The 15,840-nt window shown below is 60.9% G+C and carries 16 protein-coding genes; all 16 read right to left on the bottom strand.

Annotated elements, in window-relative coordinates; genetic code table 11:
• Positions 1 to 389 precede the first annotated feature (389 nt).
• The 16 genes from I6F35_RS21840 to I6F35_RS21915 all read right to left on the bottom strand — a co-directional run bounded on the left by I6F35_RS21840 (position 390) and on the right by I6F35_RS21915 (position 15,829).
• Positions 390 to 1,586 carry an IS256 family transposase gene (locus I6F35_RS21840; RefSeq protein ID WP_225119734.1) on the bottom strand — a complete coding sequence of 399 codons (1,197 nt, stop codon included), beginning with the start codon at positions 1,584 to 1,586 and terminating at the stop codon, positions 390 to 392.
• A gap of 423 nt (positions 1,587 to 2,009) precedes the next feature.
• The gene (gene hemN, locus I6F35_RS21845; RefSeq protein WP_225119735.1) at positions 2,010 to 3,344 is read right to left on the bottom strand and encodes an oxygen-independent coproporphyrinogen III oxidase; all 1,335 of its coding nucleotides are present in this window, start codon (positions 3,342 to 3,344) and stop codon (positions 2,010 to 2,012) included.
• Positions 3,345 to 3,624: 280 nt separating this feature from the next.
• Positions 3,625 to 4,668 carry a hydrogenase expression/formation protein HypE gene (hypE, locus tag I6F35_RS21850; protein ID WP_225119816.1) on the bottom strand — a complete coding sequence of 348 codons (1,044 nt, stop codon included), beginning with the start codon at positions 4,666 to 4,668 and terminating at the stop codon, positions 3,625 to 3,627.
• The gene (gene hypD / locus I6F35_RS21855; protein WP_208829533.1) at positions 4,665 to 5,807 is read right to left on the bottom strand and encodes a hydrogenase formation protein HypD; all 1,143 of its coding nucleotides are present in this window, start codon (positions 5,805 to 5,807) and stop codon (positions 4,665 to 4,667) included. The genes hypE and hypD overlap by 4 nt, the downstream gene beginning before the upstream one ends.
• Positions 5,804 to 6,040 (bottom strand): HypC/HybG/HupF family hydrogenase formation chaperone, encoded by a 237-nt coding sequence (locus I6F35_RS21860; protein WP_225119736.1) that lies wholly within the window; start codon positions 6,038 to 6,040, stop codon positions 5,804 to 5,806. Before I6F35_RS21860 ends, hypD begins: the two co-directional genes overlap by 4 nt.
• Position 6,041: 1 nt before the next feature.
• Positions 6,042 to 8,309, bottom strand: coding sequence for a carbamoyltransferase HypF (hypF, locus tag I6F35_RS21865; protein WP_225119737.1), 2,268 nt, complete (start codon positions 8,307 to 8,309; stop codon positions 6,042 to 6,044).
• Positions 8,306 to 9,262 carry a hydrogenase nickel incorporation protein HypB gene (hypB, locus tag I6F35_RS21870; protein ID WP_225119817.1) on the bottom strand — a complete coding sequence of 319 codons (957 nt, stop codon included), beginning with the start codon at positions 9,260 to 9,262 and terminating at the stop codon, positions 8,306 to 8,308. Before hypB ends, hypF begins: the two co-directional genes overlap by 4 nt.
• Positions 9,262 to 9,603, bottom strand: coding sequence for a hydrogenase maturation nickel metallochaperone HypA (hypA, locus tag I6F35_RS21875; RefSeq protein ID WP_225119738.1), 342 nt, complete (start codon positions 9,601 to 9,603; stop codon positions 9,262 to 9,264). The genes hypB and hypA overlap by 1 nt, the downstream gene beginning before the upstream one ends.
• Entirely contained in the window at positions 9,596 to 10,696 is a 1,101-nt protein-coding gene (locus I6F35_RS21880; RefSeq protein WP_225119739.1) for a hypothetical protein, read from the bottom strand. The genes hypA and I6F35_RS21880 overlap by 8 nt, the downstream gene beginning before the upstream one ends.
• A complete protein-coding gene (gene hybE / locus I6F35_RS21885; RefSeq protein ID WP_225119818.1) occupies positions 10,693 to 10,875 on the bottom strand; it encodes a [NiFe]-hydrogenase assembly chaperone HybE in 183 nt (60 codons plus the stop codon). The genes I6F35_RS21880 and hybE overlap by 4 nt, the downstream gene beginning before the upstream one ends.
• A 21-nt stretch (positions 10,876 to 10,896) precedes the next feature.
• Positions 10,897 to 11,694 (bottom strand): hydrogenase expression/formation protein, encoded by a 798-nt coding sequence (locus tag I6F35_RS21890; RefSeq protein ID WP_225119819.1) that lies wholly within the window; start codon positions 11,692 to 11,694, stop codon positions 10,897 to 10,899.
• Positions 11,695 to 11,777: 83 nt separating this feature from the next.
• Positions 11,778 to 12,194, bottom strand: coding sequence for a hydrogenase accessory protein (locus tag I6F35_RS21895; protein WP_225119740.1), 417 nt, complete (start codon positions 12,192 to 12,194; stop codon positions 11,778 to 11,780).
• 198 nt (positions 12,195 to 12,392) lie between these two features.
• Positions 12,393 to 12,683, bottom strand: coding sequence for a HypC/HybG/HupF family hydrogenase formation chaperone (locus I6F35_RS21900; protein ID WP_225119820.1), 291 nt, complete (start codon positions 12,681 to 12,683; stop codon positions 12,393 to 12,395).
• A 16-nt stretch (positions 12,684 to 12,699) separates the two neighbouring features.
• Positions 12,700 to 13,290 carry a HyaD/HybD family hydrogenase maturation endopeptidase gene (locus tag I6F35_RS21905; RefSeq protein WP_225119741.1) on the bottom strand — a complete coding sequence of 197 codons (591 nt, stop codon included), beginning with the start codon at positions 13,288 to 13,290 and terminating at the stop codon, positions 12,700 to 12,702.
• 6 nt (positions 13,291 to 13,296) lie between these two features.
• The gene (cybH, locus tag I6F35_RS21910; protein WP_225119742.1) at positions 13,297 to 14,028 is read right to left on the bottom strand and encodes a Ni/Fe-hydrogenase, b-type cytochrome subunit; all 732 of its coding nucleotides are present in this window, start codon (positions 14,026 to 14,028) and stop codon (positions 13,297 to 13,299) included.
• Positions 14,029 to 14,038: 10 nt separating this feature from the next.
• Positions 14,039 to 15,829 (bottom strand): nickel-dependent hydrogenase large subunit, encoded by a 1,791-nt coding sequence (locus I6F35_RS21915; protein ID WP_225119743.1) that lies wholly within the window; start codon positions 15,827 to 15,829, stop codon positions 14,039 to 14,041.
• Positions 15,830 to 15,840 lie beyond the last annotated feature (11 nt).

Here is a 15,840-nt window from a genome sequence, read left to right on the forward strand (position 1 = left end):
CGCGTCACTCCACGGAGCTTGGTTGGCATCGTGGTAGCGAGAGACGGACGACCGATAGGCGCGAAGCCCAAAGAGACCTTTGAAGCCTCCGCGCTCGCCGATCGCGCCAGAAAGTGCATTCATGGGTTTTCATACGAAAGGCGAGATCGCGGTTGGACCAGATTTGATAGCGGTAGGCGATGCATTAGCACCTCCATAACGCGATGGTAGCGCTGGCAAATCCATGTAACGCCCCGAAAGTTCTGTGCGTCAAGTTCAGCAAAATTGATCATGGGGTCCGGCCAAGCCATCCCCTCGGAGCCGCCGTCGCTCGCTCGCCCCAGGCGCAGCGCTGGCGAGCGACGGCGGCGGAGAGGGGTGGCCCATCCCCTTGGTGGGCCTGAGCATCGTCAGGCCGCCCGGCGTAGTGTCTCCTTCTTGTGCTCCTTCAAGAGATCCATGTTCAGATAGCGATGGTCCTCGAGCCAGGCCTCGTGGCGCTCGACGGTCAGCGCCCGCACCAGCCTGAGGCAGCTCTCGGCATTGGGGAAGATTCGCACCACGTAGGTGCGCCGCCGGATCTCCTCGTTGAGGCGCTCCAGCATGTTGGTCGACTTCATGTGCTTGCGGTGCACCAGCGGCAGACGGAAGTAGGCGAGCGTCTCCTCGATGTTGTCCTCCACCCAACCGGTGAGCTTGGGGTATTTGCCGCCCCATTTGGCAAGCCATGCCGCCAGATCGCGCCGCACCTCGCCAAGATCGCGTCGGTCGTACATCCAGCGGAGCTCGAGCAGGCAATCGTCGTCGACCTTGCGCGGCACATAATCGAGCGCATTGCGCAGGAAGTGCACATAACAGCGCTGCCAGAACACGCCGGCGAGGACTTCGGCGATCGCCTTCTTCAAGCCGGGATGATCGTCGGAGACGACAAACTCAACGCCATGCAGGCCGCGCGCCTTCAACGCTTCCAAAAACTCCTTCCAGCTCGACCGGCTCTCCCGGTTGGCAAGCTCGACCGCGAGCACCTGACGCCGGCCTTCCCAGTCGACGCCGATCGCGATCAGCACCGCCTGGCTCGCAATGATGCCGTCCTCGCGCACCCGCTCATAGCGCGCATCCAGGATCAGATAGGGGAATGGTTCCTTGAGCTTGCGCTCGCAAAACGCCTTCAGCGACGCATCCAGCCGTTTGTTGATGGCGCTGATCGCCGAGGCCGAGAACGCATGCCCCACAAGTTCTTCGGTGACTTGCTTGACCTTCCGCGTCGAGACGCCTTGCACGTACATCTCGGCCAAGGCCGCTACCAGCGCCTTCTCCGAGCGCTGGTAGCGCTCGAACAGCTCGGTCGAGAACCGCCCCTGACGGTCCTGCGGCACCTTCAGCTCGATCTTGCCGACCCGGGTGATCAGCGAGCGGGGATAGTAGCCGGAGCGATAGCCAAGCCGTCCCTCGCTGCGCTCGCCTTTCTCCGCACCCAGCGTCTCCGTCATCTCGGCTTCGAGAATTTCCTGCACCGCACCCTGGATCAGCGGCTTCAGGAACTCCTTGTCCGACCTCAACAACTCTTTGACTGCAGAGACGTCCGTCCTAATCTTCGTCACGGTCATGGCGGGTCCAAGCTCCTCTATGAGCGGTGATCTTCGCAATCACCGGACTTACCATGACCGCTCCAGCCTCTCAGGCTTTTGCAGAACCTTCCGCACACTACCGCCCCGAATTGCTTAACGTTCGACCCGTGCGATATTCATTGGCCACCGATTGCCATGTGTGCTCATCACGACCAACTGCTAAGGTTGGTGGTTGACTGGGCGCAGGCGCAGGCCGTCCCCTGTGGATACGCGGATTGTTCACTATCCCGCGCAGCGCGAGACTGTCCCGCCATCAAAACGAACTCTGGCGAAGCTGGCATCGTTCGGTGGAAATCGGGCGTCCGTCACTCGTGAGCGCTGCAGCCACTCAGCCTTGTGTAACCGCCCACCCTCTCGGCGGAAGCGCACGCGCGGAGCGGTGACGCTTTTGGATCCGCTGTGCTAATAGGGTAAGCGGTCTAGATAAGCGTCGAATGCGGCAGCAACAGCGCGCGTGACGAACCGGTGCTCCTGCCTCACCCGGATCAAACCCTTCTTGATTTCCACTATCCCGTCGTTGGCGAGCATCGCCAAGCGTTCAGCTGAATGGAGGAAAGGCATCCCGCTAAACCCGTGGGCGGCAGAGATTGCCGGCACGTCGGCCTCCAAATCGCACATCAGCCGCTCGATAATTGCGGCTCGCACGCGGTCTTCATCGGTGAGACGGTAACCTTTCGACGTCGCCAGGCGACCAGCTCTGATATCTCGGCTATAGGAGCCCGTTGCGACTTCGTTCTGGACGTAACCCTCGCCGAGACGGCCGATGGCCGACGGTCCGAAGCCGATCAGAGTTTTGCAGGTATCGGCGGAGTAACCCAGCGAGTTACGCCGCAGACGGCCGGTTTTCTGCGCCAGCGCGAGCTCGTCGTCTGGCAAGGCGAAATGGTCGAGCCCGATTGGACTGTAGCCAGCAGCGACCAGCGTATCGGCCACGGCCGCCGCCTGTTCGGCACGGACCACGTTGTCCGGCAGCGCCGCCTCATCGATTAGGCGCTGACGTTTCATGTAGGAAGGAACGTGCGCGTAGCCAAAAACCGCCAGCCGGTCCGGGCGCATGGCCACCGCTGCCGTCGCGCTTTCGACGCAGGACCGCACCGTCTGATGAGGAAGACCGAAGATGAGGTCGAGGTTGATGCGGCTTATTCCGTGCTCGCGTAGATTTTCCACGGCAGCGGTCGTCTGCGACTCACTCTGGAACCTGTTGATCGCTTTTTGAACATTAGGATCGAAGCTCTGCACGCCGAGGCTGGCGCGGTTCACGCCCGCTGCTCCTAAGAATTCGGCCATCTCGACCGTGAACGTGCGGGGATCAATCTCAACGGCGAGCGTAGCCGGTTTCCTAAACGCGAAGCGGCGACGCAGGAGTTCCATCAGTGCCAGGAACTCCGCTGGCTCGATCACGGTCGGCGTTCCGCCGCCGAAGTGCACGTCGCTTACGGGCAATCCTTGCGGCACTCGGTCCGCGACCAAACGAATCTCCTCACGCAACACCGACAAATAGTTGAGGATCGGCACATGCCGGCGAGTGATAGTCGTAGGGAAGCCGCAGTACCAGCAGACCGACCGGCAGAACGGAATGTGGAAATACAGCGATACGGATTCCTCAGCCGGCAGGCACCTCAGCCATTTCTCACAATCGGTGGGGCCAATCGCCATGGAGAACTCCGGTACAGTTGGATAGATGGTGTACCAAGGCAGGCGCGCATCGCAGTACTTTTGCAGGATTGAGGTCTGCAACGGTAATTGTCCCATGCTTATACCAGAAGCAGCCTAACGGCTGCGCTCTCCTGTGTCTTTGTGCTATGTCAATCGCTGCACTTCACGCGCGAAATCTGCGTCCCGTCGATGTTGATGTGAGCGAGGAGATGGTCACTCCCTGACATTGATTTTGATATTTCCCAGGGGGGAAGAATTTATCACATGAGTGATGTTGAAGCGCGAGTGATGTCAACGATTGAGCTGCGCCTCGTTCCGCTCGAGCGCGGTCCTGAACAAAACAGCAAAACTGCGCTTCTGCTTAACAGATCCTTGGCAATTGTTCGCCCGACAGCCAATCGACAACTCGCCGTCCGCCAACGCTGGTCGACATCTGCACAAACTGATGATCGTCGGTTACGGCCTCGCCGATATCAGCCGCATCGCACCCGAGTGGATGCGCCTTCATGGCTGCAAGCACGGCACCGGCCATGTCCGAGGCCACGATGGCAACGAGCTTGCCCTCGTTGGCGACATGGAGAGGATCAAGCCCAAGGAGTTCGCAGGCGGCCGCAACCGCCGACTTCACCGGGATGGCGTCTTCCTGCAGATGGAACCCGAGGCCGGATTGATGCGCTATCTCATTGAGCATCGCGGCAAGGCCGCCGCGCGTGGGGTCACGCATCACCCGGATGCCGCTGCCGCCGGCCCCAACCATAACAGCCACGAGATCATGCAGCGCTGCGGAATCCGAAACGAGCTCTGTCTCGAAAGCGAGATTTTGGCGCCTCGACATGATCGCCACACCATGGTCACCTAGACTTCCGGAGACCAGCACGCGGTCGCCGACTCTCACCTTCTCAGCGGAGAGATCGAGCCCGTCGGTCAAAACGCCGACCCCGGTCGTCGAGATGAACAGCCCATCCGCCTTGCCACGCTCGACGACTTTGGTGTCCCCCGTGATGATGTAAACGCCGGCTTCGCGCGCCGCTTCTCCCATGGAATCCGCGATCATCTTCAGATCCATCAAGCGGAAGCCCTCCTCTATGATGAAACCCGCCGACAGATACAGCGGGCGCGCGCCGGCCATTGCCACATCGTTGATAGTGCCGTGCACCGCGAGCGATCCGATATTGCCGCCGGGAAAGAACAGCGGCGACACCACATAGCCGTCGGTCGTCATCACCATCCTGCCCACGGCTTCAAAGGCCGCCTGATCGTTGCCGCGGGCGAGCCATTGATTGCCGAAGGCTTCGTGAAACAGGCCGGAAATCAGGTGTGCCATGGCGCGCCCCCCGGAGCCGTGGGACAGATCGACACACCCGTTCTTGATGTCGAGCTTGCGCTGATGGGCATTCGCTCTCATAGCGCCCGCCTCAATTGATAATCGCGAAGTCGGCCATACGTCCAATGCGCGGCACAGGCGCCTTCCGATGACACCATGCAGGATCCTATAGGGGTTTCCGGCGCGCAGACGGTTCCGAACAGCTTGCAGTCGACTGGCCTCTTCACGCCACGCAGGATGGCCCCGCACTCGCACGCCGGATTGTCGGCAACACGCACTTCATGCATCGCGAAACGCAGCTCGGCGTCGAATTGAGCGTAAGCCTGCTTTAGCTTCAATCCGCTGTAGGGTACGCGACCGAGTCCGCGCCACTCGAACTGCTCACGCAGCTCGAATATATTCGATATCTCTTGCTTGGCGCGCCGATTGCCTTCGCGCGTCACGGCACGGCTGTATTGGTTTTCCACCTTATGTTGGCCTTCGTTCACCTGCCGCACCAGCATAAGGATCGCCTGCATCACATCGAGCGGTTCAAATCCCGCGATCACGATCGGCCTGCCGAATTCTTTGGCGACGAACTCGTAAGGCTCCGTGCCAATGATGGTACTGACATGTGCAGGCCCGACGAAGCCTTCGATTTCGACGCGTCCGATATTGCGATTATCGCGCCCCAATAGAATGCTGTGCATCGCCGCGGGAGTCAGCACGTGATTGCAAAACACGCTGAAGTTCTTCAGCCGCTTCTTCTCGGCGAGGCGGATCATCACCGCCGTCGGTGGCGTCGTGGTCTCAAATCCAATGGCAAAAAACACCACCTCCCGACTTGGCGTCTCTTCGGCGATCCGGCTCGCATCAAGCGCCGAGTAGACCATCCGAATGTCGGCCCCGAGCGCCTTGGCGCGAAGCAGGCATTGTCCTTGTGAGCCGGGCACCCGCATCAGGTCGCCGTAGACACAGAGAGTGACGTCCCGCCGCTCAGCGAGCCTGATAGCCATGTCGATCCGGCTGGCGGGGAGAACACAGACCGGGCAACCCGGCCCGTGGATCATGCGGACGCTGAAAGGCAGTATATCCTCGAGACCATAGCGGGCGATTGCATGCGTGTGTCCGCCGCAGAATTCCATGAACCGATAGGCCATTTGCTGGTCGGCTTCGGCGCTAATCGCACGCGCGAGCCCACGTGCGATGGTCTTGTCGCGAAATTCGTCGGCATATTTCATGACTGGAGCTCCTGCCCCGCGTTGCTTAGCTGCTGCAGAAGCTCCACCGTGCGCTTGGCTTCCTCCGGGTCGATTCTGGCCAGGGCGTAGCCAACATGGACAAGGACGTAGTCCCCTACCGCGAGATCGTCGACCAGCACGATCGATATCTCCTTGCTGACGCCCTCGACCGAGACGATGGCCATGTCATCGGGCAGAATTTTCGCGACCTCAGCTGGCACCGAGAGACACATATCAGGCCGGTCCTTCTAGGGCTGACGGAGCTTCAGCAATGTGCAGAGCGGCGATCCAGGCTTGTCCGAGGCTCAAGCCACCGTCATTGGGCGGAGCCTGCCGTGGCAGCAGCGGCGTGAGGCCGGCTGCAATGCAGCCGCGCTGGATTTCGTCGGCGAGCACCGCATTCAGGAAGCAGCCGCCGCTCAGAACGACGCTGCCAACGCCGGTTGTCCGCGCCGCGCGCGCGACCCAGTCAACGCAGGCAGCTGCAAACGTTCCATGAAACAGCCCGGCTCCCTCCGTTGCGCCGATGTTGTCTGCAATCAAACGCGCAAACAGCGGACGAAAGGACAGCACGCCGCTATCGATCATCCATCCCGCTTTGAGCACCGCAGTCCGCCGCACACGCGCCTCGAGCTTCATCGCCGCTTCGCCCTCATAGCTCTGCAAAGTCGCGACCCCCAACAACGCCGCCGCGGCGTCGAATAGCCGGCCGGCGCTGGTCGTGGTCGCCCCGCCGGCCTGATTGAGCAATAGCGACAGACGCTCGGCATGCGGCTGTGCTGCAAAACGCCGCCTGATTTCGTTTCCCCGCCCCAGCAACTGAAATATTGCGCTCGCCATCCGCCAGGGCTCACGGGCTGCACGATCTCCGCCAGGCATTGGCACGGGCGCGAGATGCCCCATGCGTCGAAAGCTGGCGCCTTCACACAACAATAGCTCCCCGCCCCAGTTGCCGCCGTCGGACCCATAGCCATAGCCGTCAAGCACAAGACCAAGCGTCGGGCCAGCAAGCCCATGCTCCGCGATGACGGCGGCAGCGTGCGCGTGGTGATGCTGGACAGCGACTAGCGCGCGGCCGCTTGCCTCCGCAAAGCGGGTGGCAGCCATGTCGGGATGCAGGTCATGGGCGATGACGACAGGATCGACGTCGAGGATCGACATGAGGTGCCAGATTGTCTCGTCGAAGAAGCGGATGCCCTCGGCCGTATCGAGATCGCCGATGTGCTGAGACACGAAAGCCTCACTGCCGCGCGTGACCGTGACGGTCGATTTCAGCGCGCCGCCAACGGCGAGCACGGGCGGCACAGATCTCGCCAACCGGATCGGTTCAGGGACATAGCCGCGGGCGCGACGAATGAATTGACGCTGCCCCGCCACTACCGCCAGCACGGAATCATCGGCGCGCGTCAGGATATCGCGATCATGGCTCACAATGAGATCGGCGATGTCCCCGAGCCGCCGCAGCGCCTCGGCATTGTCGATCGGGAGGGGTTCGCCGCCCGGATTGGCACTGGTGCTGACAATGACCGCACCTTCCCTCCCAAGCCATGCACCCGCGGAACAGAGCCTGTGGAAGATGAGGTGATGGAGCGGGGCCATTGGCAGCATGACTCCCACGCGCGACAGGCCAGGCGCTACGGCGGGCGCTAGATTGTTGCGCGAACGCAAGAGAACGATCGGCCGAGCGACGGATTCGAGCAGTGCGAGCTCGTCAACACTCGCCTCCGCAATCTCGCTGACCTGCTCTGCTAGACGAATCATGACCGCGAACGGCTTCTGGTCGCGCTGCTTGTTCCTGCGCAATCGCTGCACGGCGTGTTGGTTGCGAGCGTCGCAAAGCAACTGGTAGCCGCCAACTCCTTTTATGCCGACGATTTGGCCGCTGGCGATTGCCGCGGCAATGTCGTTGACACCATGACTGAGCCGAGGACCACATGCCGGGCACGCAATCGCTTCAGCGTGAAACCTCCGGCTCGCCGGATCGGCATATTCGCTCGCGCAGGCCGCACACATTGCAAACTCCCTCATTGCGGTGTTGCGGCGATCGTAGGGAAGCCGTTCGGCGACAGTGTAGCGTGGGCCGCAATGGGAGCAGTTGATGAAGGGATAAAGGTAATAGCGGCTGTTCGGGTCGAACAACTCGTCGAGACATTGCTGGCATGTCGTGGTATCGGCGGCGATCCGCGTCGACACCCTTCCACTTTCGCTGGCGCGGATCGAAAAGTCTTTCGCCCCAAGCGCGCCGATTTCCTGAACGGACATGTGCTCGATGCGCGCCAGCGGAGGACTTTCGAGCGGCAAAGCGGTCATAAACTCGGACGTCCGGTCGCCCTCGATCTCGATTATTACGCCATCGGGATCGTTCGCGACGAACCCGGTCAACCCGTAGCGCGTAGCGAGACCATAAACATACGGACGAAAGCCGACGCCCTGCACGGCGCCACCGACGCGCACGCGCAGCCGCGTTCGATCGCGGATTATGGCATCGCCGCTCGCGCTCATCGCATCGCGTCCTCGACTGAATGCCTGTGATGCGCTCCCTGCTCCCGGATCCAAGCGTAGAGCGCGGCAAAGCCATCGCCTGTACGCGCCGAAATGGTCAGCACCTCGATCTTCGGATTTATGCGTCTCGCATACTCGATGGTCTTGGCCAAATCGAACTCGAGAATCGGCGCCAGATCAATCTTGTTGATCAGCATCAGCGACGATGCGGCGAACATATCCGGATATTTGAGCGGCTTGTCTTCACCCTCGGCGGTCGAAAACACCACGATCTTACACGCCTCGCCAAGATCGAACCCCGCGGGACAGACCAGATTCCCGACATTCTCGATGAAGAGAATACCCCCGCTGAGCGGCGGCAAGCGGTGAAAGGCCTGGGCGACCATCGCCGCATCGAGATGGCAGGCCTTCCCCGTATTGATCTGGATTGCGGGCGCGCCGGTCGCGCGAATGCGATAGGCATCGTTCGACGTCTGCTGGTCGCCCTCGATGACCCCAACCGGCCGCCTCCGCCTGAGCTCGGACACAGCGCGGACGAGCAGCGAGGTTTTGCCGGCGCCTGGACCGGAAACAAGATTAAACACGAGTAGGTCATCGGCCAGAAAGCGGGCGCGGTTTTCGGACGCGATTCTGTTGTTTTTGTAGAGGATGTCGCGCTCGATCTGAATGAGCCGCTCGTTGCTCATGCCCGCCACCTTCAAGCCGGCCGAATCGGCCCCGCAATCCACAAGCGCCCCTCCGCCATGAGCATGCGCGTTATTGTCTGTAACATGATAATGGCCGTCATGACGGAGGTGAGCATGATGCACATCCTTGCCACTATGCACATGATCATGCTGGTGACCGTACTGATCATACGGAGGATCATGCTGATGGTCATCGGCTTGCGCACCTTGCCTGTGGACGTGTTCGATCGACGCCGTTCCTCCGCTGCAGCCACATAAGGTACACATCAGTCGACCTCCAGCTCTTTCACTCGCATCTCTTCGCCCGCTCTCACCTGCAGCTGATAGCTGCCGCAGCAGGGGCACGCCCAATAGCGCTGGGCAATCTCAACGCTCCTTGAACAGGCCATGCACCAGGCAGCGCCAGGCAATTCGACGATCTCGAGAGCCGCGCCATCGGCGATGGTCCCCGCGACAACGGCCGGAAAGCAGAACTTCATCGCTTCGGGAGCGACATGGCTCAACGCTCCGATCTCCACAAACACGGTCCTTACCTTGGAAAATGATCGCCAGCGCGCCTCCTCCTCGACGATCTCGATGATGGCCTCACAAAGCGCAATTTCATGCATCGCCAACGTCGCGAAAATTGAGTGTGAAACCGACGCAAGGCTCGAACGACGCGATCATCGCCCGAACCGCTCCCCGTCCCTGTTGTCTCGCCGTCAGTACCGCGCCCTCAAGGCTGCGGACAACCGGTCCGCGCGCATGGAAATTCCACTCAGTCGGGGCGAGAAGTTCGAAGCGCGACATCTGGCCCTGGCGATCAAGCTCGACCGCGTGGTAAAGACGTCCCCTGGCGCATTCGACTGCGGCCGCACCACGGCCCCGCCCGAGCCTGTAGCTTTCGACAATCCCATTCTCAGCTGGTTCAACATAAGCACTGGCCTGGAGCCAAGCGCACTCTCGGGCGATTTCCGCGATCCTCGCCTTCAGCCGCTCGGCCGGGCCCCATCGGACTGGCGAGAGCTGATCACGCATCATTTGACGCGCCCACGCACCTGTCTCGGGAATACGGCCCTCCAGGTCAGGGCGATGGCAAAATTCTGCGCCATCCGCGAGCAGCCGTTCAATGACGTCGCAGTCGTCGGCGACGGACAGAAACGAGTGCTGCATCTGCACTAGGTTCAACGTGTTGTCTTCCTCGAGAGCCGCGATGCGACGCGCGAGTGGGCTAGCGAGCGTCGGCGCGCCGTCTTCGTCGGATATGCCAAGCGCTGCCAGCGCGCCCGCAACCCGTGCTGTTGCCCCGCGTCGAACCTGGCCGGCGCTGGGCTCTGTGCTGCCAAAAAGCATCGATACCCCATCCATCAGGGCACGGATCGCTGCGGCACTGGTGGTATCGAGCGCGAAGTGGCCGACAAGCAGGCTCCGCAGCAATTCCGCAAGCCGCTCTGCAACGATCAAGGCGATACGATGCTGCCGTGTCGCAATGCTGATCTCCTCGCCGCGGGCTGCCTCGCTCGCAGACAGGAATGCCACCTGGTGCGCGGCGGCACACAACGAGAAGATTCGAGGTAGCATGTTGAGCAATGACGCGGGCGGCCTGCCGGCGAACAGCCGCGACAATGGCGGCCGCGCCCGCGGCAGAATTTCGATCGCGGCAATTACGTTGCCAGCAAGCCGTACGGTAACATCGATCTGATTGCGTGCAGCGAGGCTCATGCGCGAAGCTCGGTCAGTACACCCAGCAGAAAATGCCGGCGGTCGATCGAACTGAGGTGTGGCGCATCGCGGTCATGTGATGCCGCGCGGTTGGGCGGAGACATCAGCGCCGCGAGCGCTAGTTCGGCGGTCGCGCGAGCGGACACCATATCCTCGAACTCAAGCATGGGCGAGAACAGTGAGTAGCTTCTCGAAGCGCATCATTCGAAGTAGGCTTTGATGATTTCTTGAAGGCGTTCGGCGGAATCCCACAAATCCTCCTCGGCAGCGAGCGCAACGGTCGGCACGCCCCCGACCTCCAGCGTATCCAGAATGATCGTGTCCATGACATTGAAGAACTGCACGGACCAGACGTTCCGGATGCCTGTTGCAAGCACTCGGCAGGTCCCATAACCGCGTGAGATGAGCTGGATCGGCCCGTTGCCGACGCTTTGCTGCAGAAATGCCAGGTCGACCGGGCTCATCGGCAGCAGGGTGAAATTAATGATCTGCGAGCGCATACCCGGTCGCCAGGTCAGCGCCCGCTCGCGGATTTCCGCGAGCACTGGCAGCACGTTCATTGCGCCGTCTGGGGCCGCGCCGATTAGGAGATCGCTCAACGTGAGGTCGTTAGCGGCGCGCCGCACGATCTGCGGGATCGCGCCCACCTCGACATATTCGTGTACGGCGTCCGTCTCGATACGCACACGCCAGATTCCCGCAAGTGCCGATTCCTGGATTTGCGCCACAGAGCCACACGGCGACGCAACGACGCCGACGATCTCGCCTTCCCCAAGCACGTCCGCGATCAGCTTACGCTCGAGATCGGTGAGATTGCCGAGCCTAAACAGCCGCGTCGGCACCTCGCGCCGCTGGCCGGCAGCGGCAGCGGCGACGGAGGACAACAGCGCGATGGCCTTCGGACAGTTCCTTACGAGCTCAACGCCATTGAGCGAAGCGGGTTTTGCGACCGCACCTGCGGCCGTCAGCGAGCTATGGACGAGACTTTCCTCGATCATCGGAAAAACGCTCACCGGCTGCTCAGCGCTGTCGGGCGCCCCCACCCAAAAACCTGTTTCGTGATACGACGTTCCATTGTGTGCTAGGGGGCTGACGCTTTGAGGACGGACGTGCCATTGGTTCGCGAGCGGCCAATGAGCTTCGACATGCGATCGACATCGATCTGCTGATCTCGGCATTCAAGCCAAGCGTCTCGCGCTGGCGGGAAGGGTCGGCGCCTCGGCTGGACGCTCACGCCGAACCGCCGGTCCAGCTCGCCTTCAGCGTCGCGCACGATCACCGCTCCGACCAGGCGCCCGTGAAGTGTTTCGATCAGTTCAGGAAGCAAGATTGGGCTGCCGATCGCCTGGGGGCAAGGTGCGGAACTGCCGTCCGACAACAGCACCACGACGAGCCTCCCTTGGGCATCGGCCGCAGCCAAACCGATAGCGGCGTTTGCGGTCCCTAGCTCAGACGGACGCAGCCGCGTCAGATCACGTTTCTCTGGCTGGAACTCCATCAGCCGCCTCTCTGATTGTCGATGGTTCTGCTGGACGAGATATTAGCAAGGCATGTGCCAATCGTTGTCCTTCGCATCGCGTTCGCGCTCGGATCAGCAGTGCAACGCCAATTGACTTATTACGCGCAACGCTTTTCGGCAGGAAATTTGGTTTGCGTGGACGCATGGGCAATGGCAATACCCGCAAGCAGCATCAGGCTAACGCAGATGGTCGGGCAGTTGCGGCTCGGGACCGATCAAGTCCGCAAAGAAGCGGCCGCAATCGTGATCATTGAGGGCCGCATTAACGCCGTCGAGCGCGTCCGCGATCAGCCGCGCTTCGTCATCATCCAAGAGGCGCACCGCGGTATCGATATGGACAAGAACTTTGGCGCCGACCGGCGGCTCGGACAGCAGCATCACTGAGACGCGCCGCTGTTCATTGCCATACTCGCAAAGAGCCGACATGCCGTCGGTCTCAACAATGGTCATTGGCAAGCCAAGGCACATGGTAATCCGCGAGCCGCTAAATTGGTCGCCCCCTCGCCTCATAGTTCGCATGATCTATATCATTCGCGAGCAGGCGCTCCCGCTCCGGCAGCGGCACGGTCCGCTGTTTTGCCGGAGAACCCCAGTGCGCCAGCAATTTGCAAGCAAGTTCGATCGCAGGTGCAATCTGAGTACGCACCGGAGCGGTCAGCGGCCCGCCCCAATCCTCCAGATCAAGCGGCTGACAGCCGATCAGAGCCAGCTCTCGCGGGCAGCGGCCAAGCAGGTCGGCCGCACTTAGGACCTCCTGGAAACCGGTCTGATGCAGGCTCATCTTTTTGGCGCCGGTGAATTTCGGCACCTCGTCATCTCGCACGAGCTTCAAATGCCCGGGCGCGAGTCCATAATCGATGGCATCGAACACGATCAGGCAATCGGCCTCCTCGAGAAAATTCACAAGGTAGAGCCCCTGCGTGCCGCCGTCGAGGATTGTGACGTTATTAGGCACGGCATAATGGTGATGGAACTGCTCCACTGCTCGCACGCCGAACCCCTCATCGGCCCAGAGGATATTGCCGATGCCGAGCACCAGGATTCGCTTCGTGTTCTCCGGAGTTAGGATCTGCATCGCCCATCAGTCGCGGAACTCGCGCTGGCCCGAAATCATGGAGGAGATGATGCTCTGGCGGGACACGATGTCTTCGCGAACGGCCGTATAGATGTGGACGAGCGCGAACGTCACGATGACCCACAGACCGAGATGATGCCAGGTGTGGACGTCCTGGCTGTTCGGCCAAATCGAAAACGCCCAGCCGAACAGCTCGTATTGCCAGCTGTCGTTTCCGGCTCCCTGCGCGTACAGTGCAACGCCGGTGACGATCATAGACGAAATCGTCAGCGTAAACATGAAGAACATCGTGAGCTGGGCTAGCGGATTATGTCCGACGCGTTCCTTAGGCTTGGCCGCAATGAGAGCGTACCAGCGGATCTCATGCCATATCCCGCCCCAATAGCTCTTCCGCCAGAGCGGCACGTAGAAAATCTGCTTGGCGGCCGGGTTGCCTATGAACGCCCAATACATGCGCAAGAGAAAGCCGAGCGTGAGCACATACCCTGCGGAGAAATGCGCAAAGCGGATATAGCCGAACAGGAAATTGTCGCTCGCCTGTCCCGGCATGGTCGGTATTCCTGTGCCGATGAAATAACCGGTGAGAGCCAAAACCAGGATAGCGGCAGCATTGATCCAATGCCACAGCCGCACTGGAGCCTCATAGACGTAGACGACGTCACGCTCGACACTGCGGCCGGTGCTTACCGCGTTGGGGGCTACAGCGGCGGCTAGCGCTCGCGGTGATTTGTCTTGCAACGCCACCTCCCTACCGGACCTTGACCGTTGCCAGTTCCTGGCCATCCGGTCCCATCACGTGGGTCGCGCAGGCAAGGCATGGATCAAAGGAATGGATCGTGCGCAGGATTTCAAGCGGCTTCTCCGGATCAGCCATCGGCGTATCCATCAGCGAGGCCTCAAATGCACCGATGTTGCCGTTGGGATCACGCGGGGAGCCATTCCACGTCGTTGGCACGACGCACTGGTAGTTGTCGATCTTGGCCTCCTTGATCTTGATCCAGTGCGCGAGCGCACCACGCGGCGCCTCGGTGAAACCGTAGCCTTTGGCTTGCTTCGGCCAGCTCTCCGGCTTCCATCTATCGACGTTGGCGGTAGCGGTATCACCCGCCTTGATTTGCGCCATAAGCTTATGCTGGAAATAGCGCATCTGGTGCGCGGCCCACTGGCATTCGAGCGCGCGCGCCGCGGTGCGGCCTAGCGTTGAGAAGAGCGCAGCAAAGGGAAGGTCGACTGTCTTCAGCAGCTGGTCCGCCGGCTCCTTGAACTCCGCTTTGCCTTGTGCGTAACCTACGATGCATCGCGCCAGCGGCCCCACCTCTACGGCGTTGCCGCGCCAGCGCGGCGTCTTGATCCAGGAGTATTTTCCGCCTTCGTCGAGTTCCTTGATGTTGGTCCTTGTGCCTTTGACCTTGGGCCCGAGCTGGAAGTTCGGCTCGGTCACACCATCCCAGGGATGCAGTCCCCTGGTTTCGTCGGGATATTTGTACCAGGAATGGCCGACGAACTCCTGGATCTGTTCGGGATCGCCGTGATCGATCGGCAGCACTTCCCTGAGATTGCCATTGAGGATCACGCCGTGTGGCAGCTTCAGGCTTTTTGCGGAATAGTCATTGGCGTTCTCGGGAATGTCGCCATAGGACATCACGCTCTTGCCCGACAAACCGCCCCCATAGAGCCAGTCCTTGTAGAACGAACTAATCGCGACAACGTCGGGTAGATAAACCTGCTCGACGAATTCGATCGAGCGGTCGATGATCGAGGACACTAGGTTGAGCCGCTCCATGTTCACGGCGCCCACCGCACCGGTGCCGTCGACGTTGATGGCACAGGCCACGCCACCAACCAGCCAGTTCGGATGCGGGTTCTTGCCGCCATAGACGGCGTGAATCTTAACGACGTCCTTCTGGAAGTCGAGCGCTTCCAGATAATGCGCCACGGCCATCAAGTTCGCTTCCGGAGGAAGCTTGTAGGCTGGATGCCCCCAATAGCCATTCCTGAACGGGCCGAGCTGCCCTGATTCCATGAACTTGGTGAGCCTGATCTGCAGATGCTTGAAATAGCCTGGAGATGACAGTGGCCACGACGAGATCGACTGCGCCAACGCAGAGGTCGCCTTGGGATCGGCGTTGAGGGCGGAAATCATGTCCACCCAATCCAGCGCGTGCAGATGATAGAAGTGCACAATATGATCGTGCACCTGCAGGCAGAGCTGCATGATATTGCGGATCGAATTGGCATTATCCGGAATGGTGATGCCCAGCGCGTTCTCCACCGCGCGGACCGAGGTGAGCGCATGGGTGCCGGTGCAGACGCCGCAAATCCGCCCGGTGAACGCCCAAGCATCACGAGGATCGCGTCCACGCAGGATCGTCTCGATGCCGCGCCACATAGTCCCGGACGAGACCGCGTTGCGGATCACATTGTTGGAATCGAGATTGACCTCAACGCGGAGGTGGCCCTCGACCCGGGTCAGGGGATCGACGACAATGCGTTTGCCTGAATCATCGAGCTTGAATCCATTGGGTGTCTGGGTGCCCATCATTGGTCTCC

The organism is Bradyrhizobium sp. BRP22, from assembly GCF_020194175.1.
Taxonomy (GTDB): Bacteria; Pseudomonadota; Alphaproteobacteria; order Rhizobiales; family Xanthobacteraceae; genus Bradyrhizobium.